Below are 13,517 nucleotides of genomic sequence, written 5' to 3' on the forward strand. Positions count from 1 at the left end.
TCCCCCGATCACGGCAGGCCCTTCCGCATCGGCTGCCGCTCGCCGTAGGTCAGCGACCGCCACAGCCACTCCGCCGGCCCGAAGCGGTAGCGCTTAAGCCACCAGTGGCTGAACAGAATCTGCAGTCCGAACAGGCAGAAGGTCATCACCAGTCCGGTGGACGTGGGCACCCGGCCGTAGAGGCCGAAGCCATAGGAGTAAGAAAGGGTGGTCATCAGCACCGAATGGGTTAGGTAGTTGGTCAGGGCCATACGCCCCACCGGCGCCAGAGCGCTGAACACCCGGCCGCCCAGGGGGCTCTGTACCGCCATGCAGACCAGAAAGATGTAGGCGAAGCACAGCGCCGGTCCGGCGATGAAGAAGCTGACCTTGCTGACGCCAGCCCAGACCGAGGGCTCCATCGGCACCGAGCGATGAGAGGAGTAGACGTAGAGGCCGGAGCCGACGAGCCCCAGCGGCAGCAGCCAGGATGTCGCTCGCCGAAGGGTCGGCAGTTTTTGGCGCAGATTTTTGAAGAATCCAATGCGGCCAAAGTGCAGCCCGAGGATGAACATCGCGAGAATTGCCCAGCCGCCGGCCAAGGTGTACGTATAGACGATCAGCGTCTCCGAGGCGCGGGCCGCAAACACCTCGCCCACGCTGCCGTTGCCGTAGGCCTCGAAGAGGTCCGCAATGCGGGTGGCGGTCTCCTCTTCCCGCTCCGCGATCGCGTCCTGCATGTCTTGGGCTGCCGCCGGGATATCTAACATGGCGAGCTGGAATCCGGTGCCGACGATCACCAACAGCGGCAGCAGCACCAGCAGAATCGCCGCCCAGATCTTGAGGGTTTTGGCCTTGCGGCGGCGGAAGAGCAGGAGCAGGAAGCCGAGGGCCGCGTACTGCGCCAGGATGTCCCCGAACCACAAGACGAAGCCGTGGAAGACGCCGATCAGCAGCAGCATGAACAGGCGTCGCCGGAAGAACGAGCCCACCCGCTGGCCTTTGGCTTCGGCGCGCTCCATTTGAATCGCCAGGCCGATGCCGAAGAGGAAAGAGAACATGGTGAAGAACTTGCCCTGGGCGACGAAGTGGATGAAGTCGCTCGCCAGCACATCGATCGGCGCGCCCCACCAGGAAGAACCGGTGAACTCGGTGGCGAAGGGCAGGAAGAACAGATCCATATTCACCATCAGTATGCCGAGGATGGCGAAACCGCGCAGGATGTCGAGGATCTCAATGCGCTCGCCGGTGGCAACCGGCCGCAGGGATCCCGCAAGCGGAGCATCCATCGACGACTCCGCAATGGCGGAAGCGTCGTCGGTCATAGCTCGGGAACCGTCCTCTCTTGTCGTGGACTGGTCGATCGTCGACTCGCTCATCAAACCCCTCCCCTCACGTCGCCTTGCACTACCCTACGAGGCGGCAAGCGTCAGCCTTCCGTTGAATTCGTTACCGGTCCTAATACGACAGCACCGTCAACGAGTTGCGCCGAACGTGGATTGGCTATGCTAGGTTGAAAAATATCACTTGAGTACAGGAGGTGTTGCATGTGGCGTTCGATCGCCGCTGTCGTAGCGGGCTACCTGGTGATGGCCCTTTGGGTGATGATCACCCTCTCGCTCGCGTGGGTGTTGCTCGGGGCGGAATTCGCCTTTCACGAGGGAACCTTCGGGGTGACCGCCGGCTGGATGGTGCTGAACCTGCTGATGGGCGTCATCGGGGCGCTGTTGGGCGGCTGGGTAGCGGCCCTCATTGGCCGAAGCTGGGGGCCGGTCAAGGTGCTGGTGGCCGTGGTGCTGGTCCTCGGCGTCCTCTCGGCGGTGCTGCAGCGGGACAAGCCGGAACCGCCGCCGGAGCTGGAAGTCACCACCTTCGAGGCGGCCGCCTACGCCCAACAGCCCGCCTGGTATCCGTGGTTGATCACCGCCATCGGCGCCGGGGGAACGGTGCTGGGGGCCCGGTTCAGACTCCGTCCGGAGTAGCGGCCTTCGCTGCCCATTCCTCGGTCAACCGGTCGAGGGTCTTCTTGCCGGCGTCGGCGGCGCTCCTCTGGCCGCTGTTGGTGGCCACCACCAGGGCCAGGTCCTGCTCCGGCAGCAATCGGATGAAGGCGAAGAAGGCGGTGTTGCTGCCGGCGTGGGACAGCACCCGGCGGCCTTGCTCATCGCGGGAAACGCCCCAGCCGTAGCCGTACTCCTGGCCGTAGGGGTCGCCGTGGAGCTTGGCGAAGACGGCCGGCGGCAGCTCGATTGCGGGATCCGCCAACCGCCGGGCGCCACGCAGGTGGAGGAGTCCCCAGCGCAGGAAGTCGAGAATCGGCGCGTGGACCGTGCCGGCGGGACCGAGGACCGCTGGATTGTCCGCCCGTACCCCCGGCTCCACCGGCACCGCGGCGCCCAGGATCGAGCGGTGGCCCCAGGGCTCGTCCGGCAGCGCTCCCGGCCTGCCCGGAGCCCCAAAGCCGGCTCCGTCCATGCCCAGAGGTTCGAAGATCCGCTCCCGCATCAGGTTCTCCCAGCTACTCCCGGCGACCTTCTCGGCCGCTGTGCCAGCCACGAGGTAGCCCACATTGGAGTACTCGAAGCGGTTGTCCGGCGGTGTCGCCGGAGCCACCGCGAGGAGGTTCTTGAGGGCCGTGCGGCGCTGGTCCGGCAGCGGGCCGGAAAGGCTCCACAGCATCTGCATGCGACCGAGGTCCGGCTTGCGGTCACCGGGTAGGCCGCCGCGGTGGAGGAGGAACTGGCTCAGGGTGACCGGCCGAAAATCCCGATGGAACGATCGGGAAAGGTTGGGAAAGATCTCCTCTAGCGGTTCGTCCCAGCCCAGTCGGCCTTCCTGGATCTGGAGGGCGAGGAGGGTGGCGGTCATCGCCTTGGTGCAGGAGCCTAGGTGGAAGCGGTCCGCAAGTTCCACCGGCATCGGGTTGCCGGCCTTGCGAGCGCCCACCGCACCGGCCGCCAGCGGTCCGGCGGAACGGCCGACGGCGGCCGCCAGGGCCGGGATTTGATGCTCCTGGCGGATCTCCAGGAGCAGCTCGTTGAGGGACTCGAGGTCTGCCGGAACGGCGCTGGGCCGATAGTCTCCGAGGGCCGCTGCCGGATCCGGCCGATTGGTGAGGGTGCGTTGGAAGTACCATAGCGCTCCGATCGCCACCAGGCCGCAGAGGACGAGGAATGCCCCGGAACAGCCGAGGACCGAGCGGAGGGAAGGACTTCGCAACGTCAGCCCGCGGTGCTCGTCCCGTCGCCCAACATCTCGTCAAGGGTGCGCTGAGAGACGGCGTGGTAGCCGGCGCGCGCCTCGCCGTAAATCCGCCGGGCGCGCTCGAGGCCCTCCGGGGTCGCCGCCAGGGCGCCGTAGATGGGCACCAGGAATTTGCGGCGGCCGACCCGCTTCAGGAAGTCCTCGATCGCCGGATAGGCTGGCTCATAGCCGGCGTCGATCGAGCGCACGAACCAGGCGGCGGCGATCTCCGAGTTGCCCGCGTCGGTGAGCTGAAAGGCCTGGTCTAAGGCAGCCAGGCGCTCCGCGGCGGTGTCCTCCGGCAGGCCGCGCAGGAAACGCAGCCACTCGTGGGCGGACCAGCCCTGCGGTTGGATCTCGGAGCCCTCGAGCCAGCCGGCGAGCTGCGCGTCCACCGCTTCGAAGCGTTCCGAGACGGGCACTTCGAGGGTGTCCGGAATGCCCGGCCCGAAGATCCAATCGCGCACTCCCAGCTCCTCGAGCTGCCCCGGAGCCAGCAATTCGTTCTCCAGATCCGCCAGCAGGGTTTCGGTGGTCACCGGCCGGAAGGCGTGGCGATCGAAGTACGTGCGCAGGAAACCGTCCCACGCCTCGCGGCCGACGGACTGCTCCAGGTAGCGCAGCAGGAAACGGCCCTTCTCGTAGGCAATGTTGGTCATGCCGTCGTCCGGATCCCGGCCGGCGAGATCGAGGCGCAGGTGGGTGTCGGTCTCCTGGCCGGTGAGATTCTCAACTTCGGCGAGCAAGTCCTGGTAGCCCAGGGCGAGCAGCATGTCCGAGACCTCTTCGCCCTCGATCTCTTCCATCAGGCGCCCTTCGAAGTAGGTGGTGAAGCCCTCGTTGAGCCAGAAGTCATTCCAGTCGGCGTTGGTCGCCAGGTTGCCGGACCAGGAGTGGGCCAGCTCATGGGCGATCAACGAAACCAGCGAGCGGTCGCCGGCCAGGATGGTCGGGGTGGCGAAGGTCAGACGGGGATTCTCCATGCCGCCGAAGGGGAAGGAGGGCGGCAGCACCAGCACGTCGAACTGTCCCCAGCGGTACGGGCCGTAGAGCGCTTCGGCGGCGTCGATCATCGCCGGAATGTCGGCGAACTCCCAGGCCGCCGCCTCCACCACCGAAGGTTCCGCGTAGACCCCGCTGCGCTCGTCCAGGGCCTCGAAGGCGAGGTCGCCCACCGCCAGGGCGAGGAGGTACGAGGGTATCGGCTGCGGCATTTCGAAGCGGTACTCGCCGCTGTCGTTCCGCTCGCTGGGATTCTCGGCGCTCATCAGCGCCAGCAACTCCGGCGGCACCCGCACCGTCGCACTGTAGGTGAAGCGCACCGCCGGGGTGTCCTGGATCGGCACCCAGGTGCGGGCGAGGATCGCCTGCGACTGGGTGAACAGGAAGGGCTCGCTGCCGCCGGCGGTCTGTTCCGGGCCGAGCCAGAGCAGGGCCGCCGCCGCCGGATCCGTCCGGTAGTCGACGTGCACCGTGCCGGTGTCCGGGGCGATCTCCACCGTCAACGGCCGGCCGAGGGTGCCCTCCACCTCACCGAGCTCAAAGGTGGCTTCGGCGTCGGAATCATCGAGGGTGATCCGGTCGATGGTCAGGTCGCGGGTGTCGAGCACCAGCCGTACGGCGCCGTGGCCTGCCGGCAAGCGCAAGGAGGCACGGCCGGAGAGCACCTTTTCTTCGAAGTCCACTGCGAGCGTCAGGTCCAGGTGCTCGACGGTCACCTCGCCCGGTCGGGCGAAGGAGTGGAGGAGTGGCCGGTCCGGCCCTTCGCTCTCCGGCGGAGTGGGGGTCTCACCGCCGCCGGCGCAGCCGAGGGCCAGCAGAGCGAAGGCGAGGAAGACAAGGGGTTGCAGTCGATAGCGCATGGGGTCTCCGATGTTCAAAGGACAGCCGTGGGCACCGCTACCGCCGGGCGTCCTTCGGTCAGGCATTGGTCGAGGTCGCCGGCCAGGGCGTAGACCTCCTCGCGGGTCAGTTTGGCGCCGGCGCCGGCGCTTTCCACCCGGTCGAGGGAAGCCCAGGCGAGGCGCACCGGCAGCGCCGTGAAGGCCACCAGGCCGCGGTCGCTGCCGCCCTCCTGTAGCCGCCGCACATACTCCGTGGCGGCCACGAGGGAGGTCCGTGCGCGGGTGAAGACCTGACTGCGGGAGACCCCGTCCGGCAGAAACTGGCGGCCCTCCTCAGCGTCCGCCGCCGAATCCTTGAGGATGTTGACGAGCTGCAAACCTTCGCCGAAGGCCGCCGCCCGCTCCACCAAATAGGAGGCGAGGGAGGCGAGGGCCGGCCGGTCGAGGAGGAACAGATCCGTCAGCAGCTCGCCGACGATGCCGGCCACGATGTAGCAGTAGTCCACCAGGTCCTCGAAGGTGCGCAATTCCAGGCGCCCGGAGGCGTCGGCGCGGTCCACGAAGTCGGCCATGCCGCGGGCGGTGCGCAGGGTGTGGTGGCGAACGATGCGCTGAGCCGCCGGCGACAGGTCCTCGAAGGCTTTGAGCACCGTCGGCGTGGCGGCGACCAGCTCCAGGTATCCCGCGTGATCGCTCGGCACGGCGCGCCGCCAGGACGCCGCCAGGCGATCCGCCTGCTCGCGTCGCGGCTGGTCGAGCAACTCGCTGAACTCGGCCAGCGCCTCCTTGCGCCGTTCCGGCGGCCACACGGCAGCATCCTCGAAGGTGTCCGCGATGCGGAACAGCAGGTAGGCGATGGTCACCTCCCGCCGCGTCGGCTCCGGCAACAGCGGAATCGACAGGGCGAAAGTGCGGCTGGTCTTCTCGAGAAGAACGTCGAGGTCAGGTTGTGGATTCACCGGTTCCGCAGGCTATCAAATCCGCCCCTTCGGAACCCAGCGATCACCTGTCAGGCGCCGGTGATAAGAGTGCCCGACACCTCCTCGCCGCGAATGGCGCGGGCCAGGGCTCCGGGATCGCGGCCGTCGAAGATCACCGAAGGGACGCTTGCAGCGGCGAAATCGAAGGCCGTTTGCAGGCGGTGGCTCATGCCGCCGGTGACGTCCGTGCCGGCGGCACCGCCGACGCCCGTCGGAAGATCGGAGGAAGTTCCGTCCGGCAGCGCCGCGAGCTGCTCGATCGTCCGGCCCGCCTCGTCCAGCACGCCGGCCGTTTCCCCCAGCCACAGGGCCCGCGCCGGGCGGTAGCCGTGCGGCGGCAAGGCCCGCAGTAGAGCGCCGAACGCCGCTTCCGTCGAGCAGATGGTCACTCCTTGGCTACGGTCCAACACCACGTCGCCGAAAACCACCGGCAGCAGCCCGAGATCGAGGGCGCGGGCGACGGGCTCCGCGAACATCTCCTCCGGTCGGCCGTCGCGCGCCAGGGTGCACGCCGAAGGAGGGATCGAGAAGGGCGCGGCACCGGCTTCGATCAACGCAGCGATGACCCGCCGGTGCAGATCCGCCGCCCGGCGCTGGGTCAGTGCAATGCCCGGTCGTTGAGAGATGGGGTCCGTCCAGCCGTCCGCCAGCCCAAAGCGGGCGGCGGCCACGTGGCCGTAGGAGCCGCTGCCGTGCCCGAGGACGACGAGCGGTGCCGCCGGGCGGGCGATCTCTGCGGCCAGCTCTCGGGCCAGGCGGGTCACCACCTCCGGCCGCGCCGTGTCCGGCCGCCGCTTGTCGGTCAGCAGGCTGCCGCCGAATTTGATCAACAGGAGATCGCGCATGGCGCCCTAGCCTGCCTTTCTCACCAGCGACCGTAGCGAGAGGCCGTAGGTCGCTGAGGATGCAAGGCATCTGCGGGTTCTGTGACGCAGGCGTACTTTCAGTACGTCGAGGAACAGGTTCAGCGGATAACGCAGCAGAGTCAGTGGCAAACGGCCTCGCAGTAGGTTGCTGGTGAGAAGGCAGGCTAGAAAAGGTGCTCTTCGTGACCGCGCGGACCGGTACCGCATCGGTCGCGCAGCACTTGGCGGACGGCCGGCAGGGCGGTCAGGCGGGCGGTCGCCTCGCCGTCGTAGCCCGGCGGGCAGAGTACGTGGACATTGGCGCCGGCATCCATCGTCGCCCATACCGGCAGGCCGAGGTCGCGCCGCATCGCCCGCACCGCGGCGAGGACTTCGACGGTGCCGGGGGTCCAGTAGTGGATCGGCGGACGGGACGACATGGCGATCAGGTGCAACTCGTGGGCTTCCTCTTCGACCACCGGGCCGAGGCGCTCGATGTCGCGCTCCCGGATGCCGCGGCGCACTTCCTCCAGCCGGCGGGGAAGCTGCCGCAGGCGCTGGGCGAAATGCGGGCTGCTCTCGGCCTGCAGATGGCCGTCGAGGGACGATACCCCCTTGGGGCCGGTTTCGACCACCGCCACCAAGTCTCGTAAGGCCCAGTGGTCCGCCGGCGCGATCGCCTCGGCCCAGGGATCGTCCGCCGGGGCTTGCGATCCCGGCCATTCGACAAAGCCGCCGGCGGTCGAGCGGGAGGCCGAGCCGGAGCCGCTGGCGCGGGCCAGGTTGGAGAGTTGCCGGGGCGTAGCTTTGGCGCCGAGGGCGCGCACCGTCGCCAGGGTCAGGGCGGCGAAGCCCGAGGCCGAGGAGGCGATGCCGGCGGCGCTTGGGAAGCTGTTGCGGGTGGCGATGCGCAGGCGGCCGGATACGGCGCGCGGCGCATCCGCCGCCCAGCGCCGCAGGCGGTCGAGGTGGCTCTGGGCGCGCGCCACGAAGGCTTCGCCCGGCGGCACCAGCTCACCGTTGTCGTCCACCCACCAGATCTCGTCGCCCTCACCATCGTCGGCGCCCTCCGGTTCCCAGGCGGCGGTGGTGGTAGTGCGGCAGGTCTCCAGGGTCATCGAGATCGAAGGGTTCCAGGGAATCACTCGCTGGAGGTCCCGAGCCCCCCAGTACTTGATCAGGGCGATGTTGGACGGCGCGCTGACGGTGACCTTGAGCGGTTCGCTCATGCCGTGCTCCCTGGGTGCATCTCCTCGTAGCGGACCCGCAGCCCCGGAGCGCCCAGGTGGACCGGATAGTGTGTGAGGGCGTCGAGAGTCGGCCAGCCGGCGAGGCTTTCCGGCTCCGGGTGATAGACCAACAGGCAGCCGGCGGCGGAGCCGGAAAGCGCCCCGGCGCCGGAGATTTTGGCGGCGCCGCCCCGCAGTTCGATGGCGCGCACCAGCCCCCGGACCGCTCGCGGTACCACCCGCAGCTCTTCGAGCGCTCGCTGGCAGGCGCCAAATAGCTCCCGCACCCGCTGCGGATCTTCCCGTTGGGCGTTGAGTTCCACTCGCAGGCCCTCGGTGGCGTGACCGATGCGCGCCAGCAGCCGTTCGCCGGCGTGCCGGTCCTGCTGAATGCGGTGGCGCACCGCCGAGACCACCTCGCCGGTGGATTCCGCCGGCGGTCCCGTTTGGTAGACCCGCAGATGATCCAGCAGTGGCGAGCGCACTTCGCAGGGCTGCCGCCGCCGGTGCTCCGGTTCGATCCACAGGATGCCGCCGGTGAGCACCGTGGCGGTGTCCACGCCGGAGGGCAAGCCGTGCTGCCGGCGCTCCACGTCGACCGCTAGCTGTTCGATCTCCGTGCGGCTGGCCGGCGCGCTACGCAGCATCAGATAGCCGGCCACCAGCGACACGGCGGCCGCCGCCGAACTGCCGAAGCCGGCGCCGATGGCGAGGTCCGTCTCTACTTTGAGGGAGATCGGCGGGCCGGAGTCTTCACACAGAAAACCCGCCGCCTCGCCCAGGGCCACCTGCAGAAGATGCAGGCTCGGCGGGCCGTCGGCGGCAGGATTGAAAGAGGTGCCCTCGGGCTGGGCAGCCCACGCCTCCCAACGTTTGCGGGCACGCCGCGCATAGCGGATGAGGGTGGCCCAGGGAACCTCCTCGGCGACGCCCAGGGAAGGAACCGACAACCGAACATTGGGGGATGAGTTCGGCAGGGGACCCTCGAAGATCGCCCGCAGTCGCAGGTCGATGGCCGCCACCAGGGCGGGGTAGCCGTAGACCGCTGCGTGCTCGCCCATCAGGATGAGCTTGCCCGGCACCGATGCGGTCGTCCGCCTCAGCGGGCGGGCCGTCGGGCTACCGGGCGAGGGGGTGCCGTTCTCCGCGGCAGAACGGTCTTCCATGATCAGGTGATTCTAGCTGGCAGGTTGCCGAAAAAGCCTTCGGCCTATGAATTCAGCTGCCCTGTTAGCTTTCCTTTCCAGGGGGCTGGGCGCCCCCTCGCCCGAAAACACCAGTGTTTTCGGTCTCACCCCATCCTCGGCGGGTACCGCGCCGCCTCGCCTTTCAGGCTCGAAGCAGGGTGCTGAAGAGTTTTTCGGCACCCTGCTAGCCGTTTCGTCCTATTTGGCGTTTTCGTCGCCGCCGCGGCCGAGGCGCTCGTGGGCGCTGGCCAGGTCCTGCGAGGTGAAGGCGGCCATCAGGGACAGCTCGCCGGCCAGCACCGTGCCGGCGAGAATCTCCGCCAGACGTCCCGAGGCGGCTCCCGGCCGCTCCGGGTCCGGCGCAACGCCGAGCATCGCCAGGCCCTCGCTCTGGGTCGCCAGCGGCGTGCCGCCGCCCACCGCGCCCACCGGGATATCCGGCATATAGATCGAGGCGTACACCGCCTCCGGGCCGCGCGGCTCGATGCAGGTCACGCCCAGGGAGCCTTCTACCACGTGGGCCGGATCCTGTCCCGTCGCCAGGAAGAAGGCGGCCACCATGTTGGCGTAGTGGGCGTTGAAGCCCTGCGAAGCCGAGGCGATGGAGCCGAGCAGGTTTTTGCGGTACTGCGCCTCCACCAGGTCCCGGGCGGTGGTCTTCAAGTACCGCCGCAGCACCGGCCCTTCGATCACCACCTCGGCGAACACCCGGTTGCCGCGGCCCTCCAGGAAGTTGATTCCCGAGGGCTTCTTGTCCACGCAGTAGTTGCCGGAAAGGGCAATACAGCTCACGCCGGTGCCCGGTTCGATCACCTCGCGCACCACCCGGTCGCAGGCGATAGTCGCCATGTTCATGCCCATCGCGTCGCCGGTGTCGAAGCGGAAGCGGAGGAACACCGTGGTGCCGAAGTAGGTGGGGCGAATGTCGAGCAGCTTGAGGTACCGGCTGGTGCTCTCGGTGAACTCACGAATCTCTTGCTCGTGATCCTCGACCCAGGCGATGAACTCGCGGGTCTGCTCGATCCCCGAGGTGCGGAAGGAGGGGGCGCGGGTCATGCCCACCTTGTCCACCCGTACCGTCGCGCCGCCGGCCTCGCGGATCGCCGCGCAGCCGCGATTGGTGCTCGCCACCAGCGCCGCCTCGGTGGTCGCCAGGGGGGCGTAGATGTCGCCGTCGACGTACTCGCCGGAGAGGCGCAGGGGGCCGATCACGCCCATTGGGATCTGCGCCGCGCCGATGAAGTTCTCGCAGTTGCGCCGCGCCGCGCGCTCCGCGTCGAGGCTGTACTTGCCGATGTGCTCGAGGGACGCACCGGTGATCCGCTCCAGGGCTTCCCGTCGCACCCGCGCTTCCTCGTCGGCGGACAGGCCCGGCGGCATGGCGTGGAAGCGCCGGCTGCCTCGGGTCAACTCGTCCACGAGATCACCCGTGGGGTCGTCAGAGGGGGTTTGCATGCGAGCGGCGCTCTGGGTCTTGCTCATCGTTCGGACCTCTTGGTAATTCTGACCTGCCGAAGCTCGGAGATATTCCGCGCACCGACGCAGAACATCGCGATTTCTAGCTCCCGTAGGGTGCGTTCCACGGTGTGAACCACGTTTTCCGGCGACTCCATGGCCGGCGCCAGGAAGGGATAGGCCATCCCCGCCAGATCGGCGCCGAGGGCGATCGCCTTGGCGATGTCGATGCCGTTGCGCAGGCCGCCGCTGCCGATCACCGTCGTGCCCGGCACTGCCCGGCAGGCGAGGATCGAATCCGGCGTCGGAATTCCCCAGTGGGCAAAGCGGTCGCCCAGGGCCACGTCGTCCGCCCGGGCGGCCTCGATGCGGGCCCAGCTCGTGCCGCCGAGGCCCGCCGTATCCAGGTGGGTCACCCCCCGGGCCACCAGCTCCCGGGCGAGGGACTCGGAAATGCCACTGCCCACCTCCTTGGCGATCACCGGCACTTCGAGCTGTTCAGCGATGGCGGCGATCTTCTCGAGCAGGCTGGAAAAGTCGCACTGACCCTCCGGCTGGATCGCTTCCTGGAGCGGATTGAGGTGCAGCACCAGGGCGTCGGCGGCGATCATCGCCACCGCCTGGCGGCACTCGTCGATGCCGTAGCCGTAGTTGAGCTGCACGGCGCCGAGGTTGGCGAGGAGCGGCACGCTGGGCGCCGCCTCCCGCACCTTGAAACTCTCCACCGTGCCGGGCTCTTCGAGGGCTTTGCGCTGCGAGCCCACGCCGACGGCGATCTCCGTCCGCTCGGCGGCGATGGCGAGATTGCGGTTGATCTCCGAGGCCACCTCGGTGCCGCCGGTCATGCACGAGATCAGGAGCGGCGCCCGGAGGCGACGGCCGAGAAATTTCACCGAGGTGTCGATCTCCGCCCGGTCGATCTCCGGTAGAGCGTTGTGCTCGAACAACCAGTCCTCGAAAAAGGACCGGTCGAGCTGCATGCGTTCTTCTAGGGCCAGGCGAATGTGATCCGCCTTGCGGTCCCCCGTTCCGCCGGAAATCGCGCCGCCGGAGATCTGGTCGCCGGCAGGCTCTCCAGTCGCTTTCCCGGTGCGCTGATCGGGCGAGGCCAACCACGGTGTCTGAACACTCATTGCCGGCGCTCCCACAGGTGCTCGACCAGGCCGGTCAAGAAGGCCTTGCCTTGCGGTGACTTGAACTCGAGATCGGCGATCACCCTGCGCGCTTCCCGCAGGCGCTCCTCGACCATCCCGAGCACCACGTCGAGGGCGCCGCTCTGGCGGATCGAGGCCACCACCTCGACACCTTCGGTGGCGGGTAGATCGCTTCGTCCGAGGGCATTCCGTATCCGATCGGCCCCCGCCGCATCGAGGCGCTCGAGAGCGTGGTGGATGAGGAAGGTGTACTTGCCCTCCTCCAGGTCCGACCCCACCGGTTTGCCCACCGTAGCGGCGTCGCCGAACAGACCGAGGATGTCGTCCTGCAGTTGAAAAGCCTCGCCCACCAGGTTGCCGTAGCGCGACAGGGCTTCGAGGGTGGCTTCGTCGGCGCCGGCGAGGAGCGCGCCGAGCTGGATCGGCCGTTCCACCGAATAGCGGCCGGACTTCAAGCGCAGCACGTCGAGCAGTTCGTCCTCCGTCGCTTGGCGGCGCAGGGCGAGCTGCAGCTCCAGGAACTGCCCGCCGATGACCTCTTTCGACATCGCCTGAAAACAGCGATCCACCGAGGCGGCCCGCCCGGCCGTCGCCGGGTGGAGGAGGGATTCCGAAAACATCTCGCCGGCCCAGGAGTGCGCCAGATCGCCGGCCAAGATCGCCGCCGAGCGCCCGAATTCCTGCGAGTCGCCGGACCAGCCTCGGCGGCGATGATGGTCCCGAAACACCACATGCGCCGTCGGCTCGCCGCGGCGCAGATCGGCGTGGTCCATCAGATCGTCATGGATCAGGAGGTAGGTGTGGAGCAGCTCCGTCGACATGGCGGCGGGCAGCACCGCGTCGAGATCCTCGCCGCCGCAGCCGCGGTAGCTGAACGCCACCAGCGCCGGCCGCAGGCGCTTGCCGCCGGCCAGCACCAGCCGCCGCACCTGATCCGCCAGGTCCCCGGCCTCCGGCAGCTCCGCCCGCGCGGCATCGCACCGCGGGTCGAGCCAGTCGGTGAGCGCCCCTTCCAGGGTCCGGCGCATGGAGTCGAGAAGCTGCGAAAAGCCCCTGATCTCCTCGGTTCCGGGCTCCAGAGTTCCGGTGCCTTCACCGGAAGCAGTTGTCTCGCGCACTTCGCGAGAGCCCAAAGTAGACACTGGGTATCCACCCCCATCAAAGTTGAAATCAGATCGGTGGCCCGAGGCGGAGAAATCCTCCGCTACGCTCGGTGATCCACCGTTCCCGCCACCTACCCCTACTGGCGGGACGAAAGCGCGGTTTCACGCGCTCAGCGAGATTTCGAACTCAGGATGTCTTCGAACGGGGGAGCTGCTTGTGGGTGCGCCCGGTGTGGTGGGGGTTCGACACCCGCACCGCCAGCAGAGGCCGATGCAGCGCGATCTGCGCAACGGTCTGAAACACCTTCTGGAACCGCTGGAGCAGCCGGTCCGCAAACTCCAGCGCCGGCTGCACAAACTCCGGCAGGCGCGTCAGCACGAAGGTCTTGGCGAAATTGCGGGCGAAGAGAATCACGGTCGGTGTCCGCGTCGAACGGTATCGGTTTTCAGGGCTAAGAGGCTCCGTCCGCGCCATCCCAACTACGGTGCGGGTCGAAA

The 13,517-nt window shown here is 68.2% G+C and carries 12 protein-coding genes; 1 reads left to right on the forward strand and 11 read right to left on the reverse strand.

What is annotated here, in order from left to right:
• Positions 1–8 precede the first annotated feature (8 nt).
• Positions 9–1,358, reverse strand: a complete 1,350-nt coding sequence (locus tag AAF481_02795) for a DUF418 domain-containing protein (protein MEM7480078.1) — start codon at positions 1,356–1,358, stop codon at positions 9–11.
• 168 nt (positions 1,359–1,526) lie between these two features.
• Here AAF481_02795 and AAF481_02800 point away from each other — a divergent pair, with 168 nt between their 5' ends.
• A complete protein-coding gene (locus tag AAF481_02800) occupies positions 1,527–1,961 on the forward strand; it encodes a hypothetical protein (GenBank protein MEM7480079.1) in 435 nt (144 codons plus the stop codon).
• Here the strand turns inward: AAF481_02800 and AAF481_02805 are convergent.
• The 10 genes from AAF481_02805 to AAF481_02850 form a co-directional block, all read right to left on the reverse strand.
• The gene (locus AAF481_02805; GenBank protein ID MEM7480080.1) at positions 1,942–3,198 is read right to left on the reverse strand and encodes a serine hydrolase domain-containing protein; all 1,257 of its coding nucleotides are present in this window, start codon (positions 3,196–3,198) and stop codon (positions 1,942–1,944) included. The genes AAF481_02800 and AAF481_02805 overlap by 20 nt on opposite strands.
• 2 nt (positions 3,199–3,200) lie before the next feature.
• Positions 3,201–5,084, reverse strand: a complete 1,884-nt coding sequence (locus tag AAF481_02810; GenBank protein ID MEM7480081.1) for a M1 family metallopeptidase — start codon at positions 5,082–5,084, stop codon at positions 3,201–3,203.
• A gap of 14 nt (positions 5,085–5,098) precedes the next feature.
• On the reverse strand, positions 5,099–6,025 hold the full coding sequence (locus AAF481_02815) for a squalene/phytoene synthase family protein (protein MEM7480082.1): 927 nt from the start codon (positions 6,023–6,025) through the stop codon (positions 5,099–5,101).
• A 50-nt stretch (positions 6,026–6,075) separates the two neighbouring features.
• Positions 6,076–6,891, reverse strand: coding sequence for an isopentenyl phosphate kinase (locus AAF481_02820; protein MEM7480083.1), 816 nt, complete (start codon positions 6,889–6,891; stop codon positions 6,076–6,078).
• 185 nt (positions 6,892–7,076) lie between these two features.
• On the reverse strand, positions 7,077–8,120 hold the full coding sequence (mvaD, locus tag AAF481_02825; GenBank protein MEM7480084.1) for a diphosphomevalonate decarboxylase: 1,044 nt from the start codon (positions 8,118–8,120) through the stop codon (positions 7,077–7,079).
• Positions 8,117–9,286 carry a hypothetical protein gene (locus AAF481_02830; protein ID MEM7480085.1) on the reverse strand — a complete coding sequence of 390 codons (1,170 nt, stop codon included), beginning with the start codon at positions 9,284–9,286 and terminating at the stop codon, positions 8,117–8,119. Before AAF481_02830 ends, mvaD begins: the two co-directional genes overlap by 4 nt.
• A 219-nt stretch (positions 9,287–9,505) precedes the next feature.
• Positions 9,506–10,789, reverse strand: a complete 1,284-nt coding sequence (hmgA, locus tag AAF481_02835; protein MEM7480086.1) for a hydroxymethylglutaryl-CoA reductase (NADPH) — start codon at positions 10,787–10,789, stop codon at positions 9,506–9,508.
• Positions 10,786–11,895 (reverse strand): type 2 isopentenyl-diphosphate Delta-isomerase, encoded by a 1,110-nt coding sequence (gene fni / locus AAF481_02840; protein MEM7480087.1) that lies wholly within the window; start codon positions 11,893–11,895, stop codon positions 10,786–10,788. The genes hmgA and fni overlap by 4 nt, the downstream gene beginning before the upstream one ends.
• Positions 11,892–13,034 carry a polyprenyl synthetase family protein gene (locus AAF481_02845; protein ID MEM7480088.1) on the reverse strand — a complete coding sequence of 381 codons (1,143 nt, stop codon included), beginning with the start codon at positions 13,032–13,034 and terminating at the stop codon, positions 11,892–11,894. The genes fni and AAF481_02845 overlap by 4 nt, the downstream gene beginning before the upstream one ends.
• 172 nt (positions 13,035–13,206) lie before the next feature.
• On the reverse strand, positions 13,207–13,434 hold the full coding sequence (locus tag AAF481_02850; protein MEM7480089.1) for a hypothetical protein: 228 nt from the start codon (positions 13,432–13,434) through the stop codon (positions 13,207–13,209).
• Positions 13,435–13,517: the final 83 nt, after the last annotated feature.

Source organism: Acidobacteriota bacterium (assembly GCA_039030395.1).
Lineage (GTDB): Bacteria > Acidobacteriota > Thermoanaerobaculia > Multivoradales > JBCCEF01 > JBCCEF01.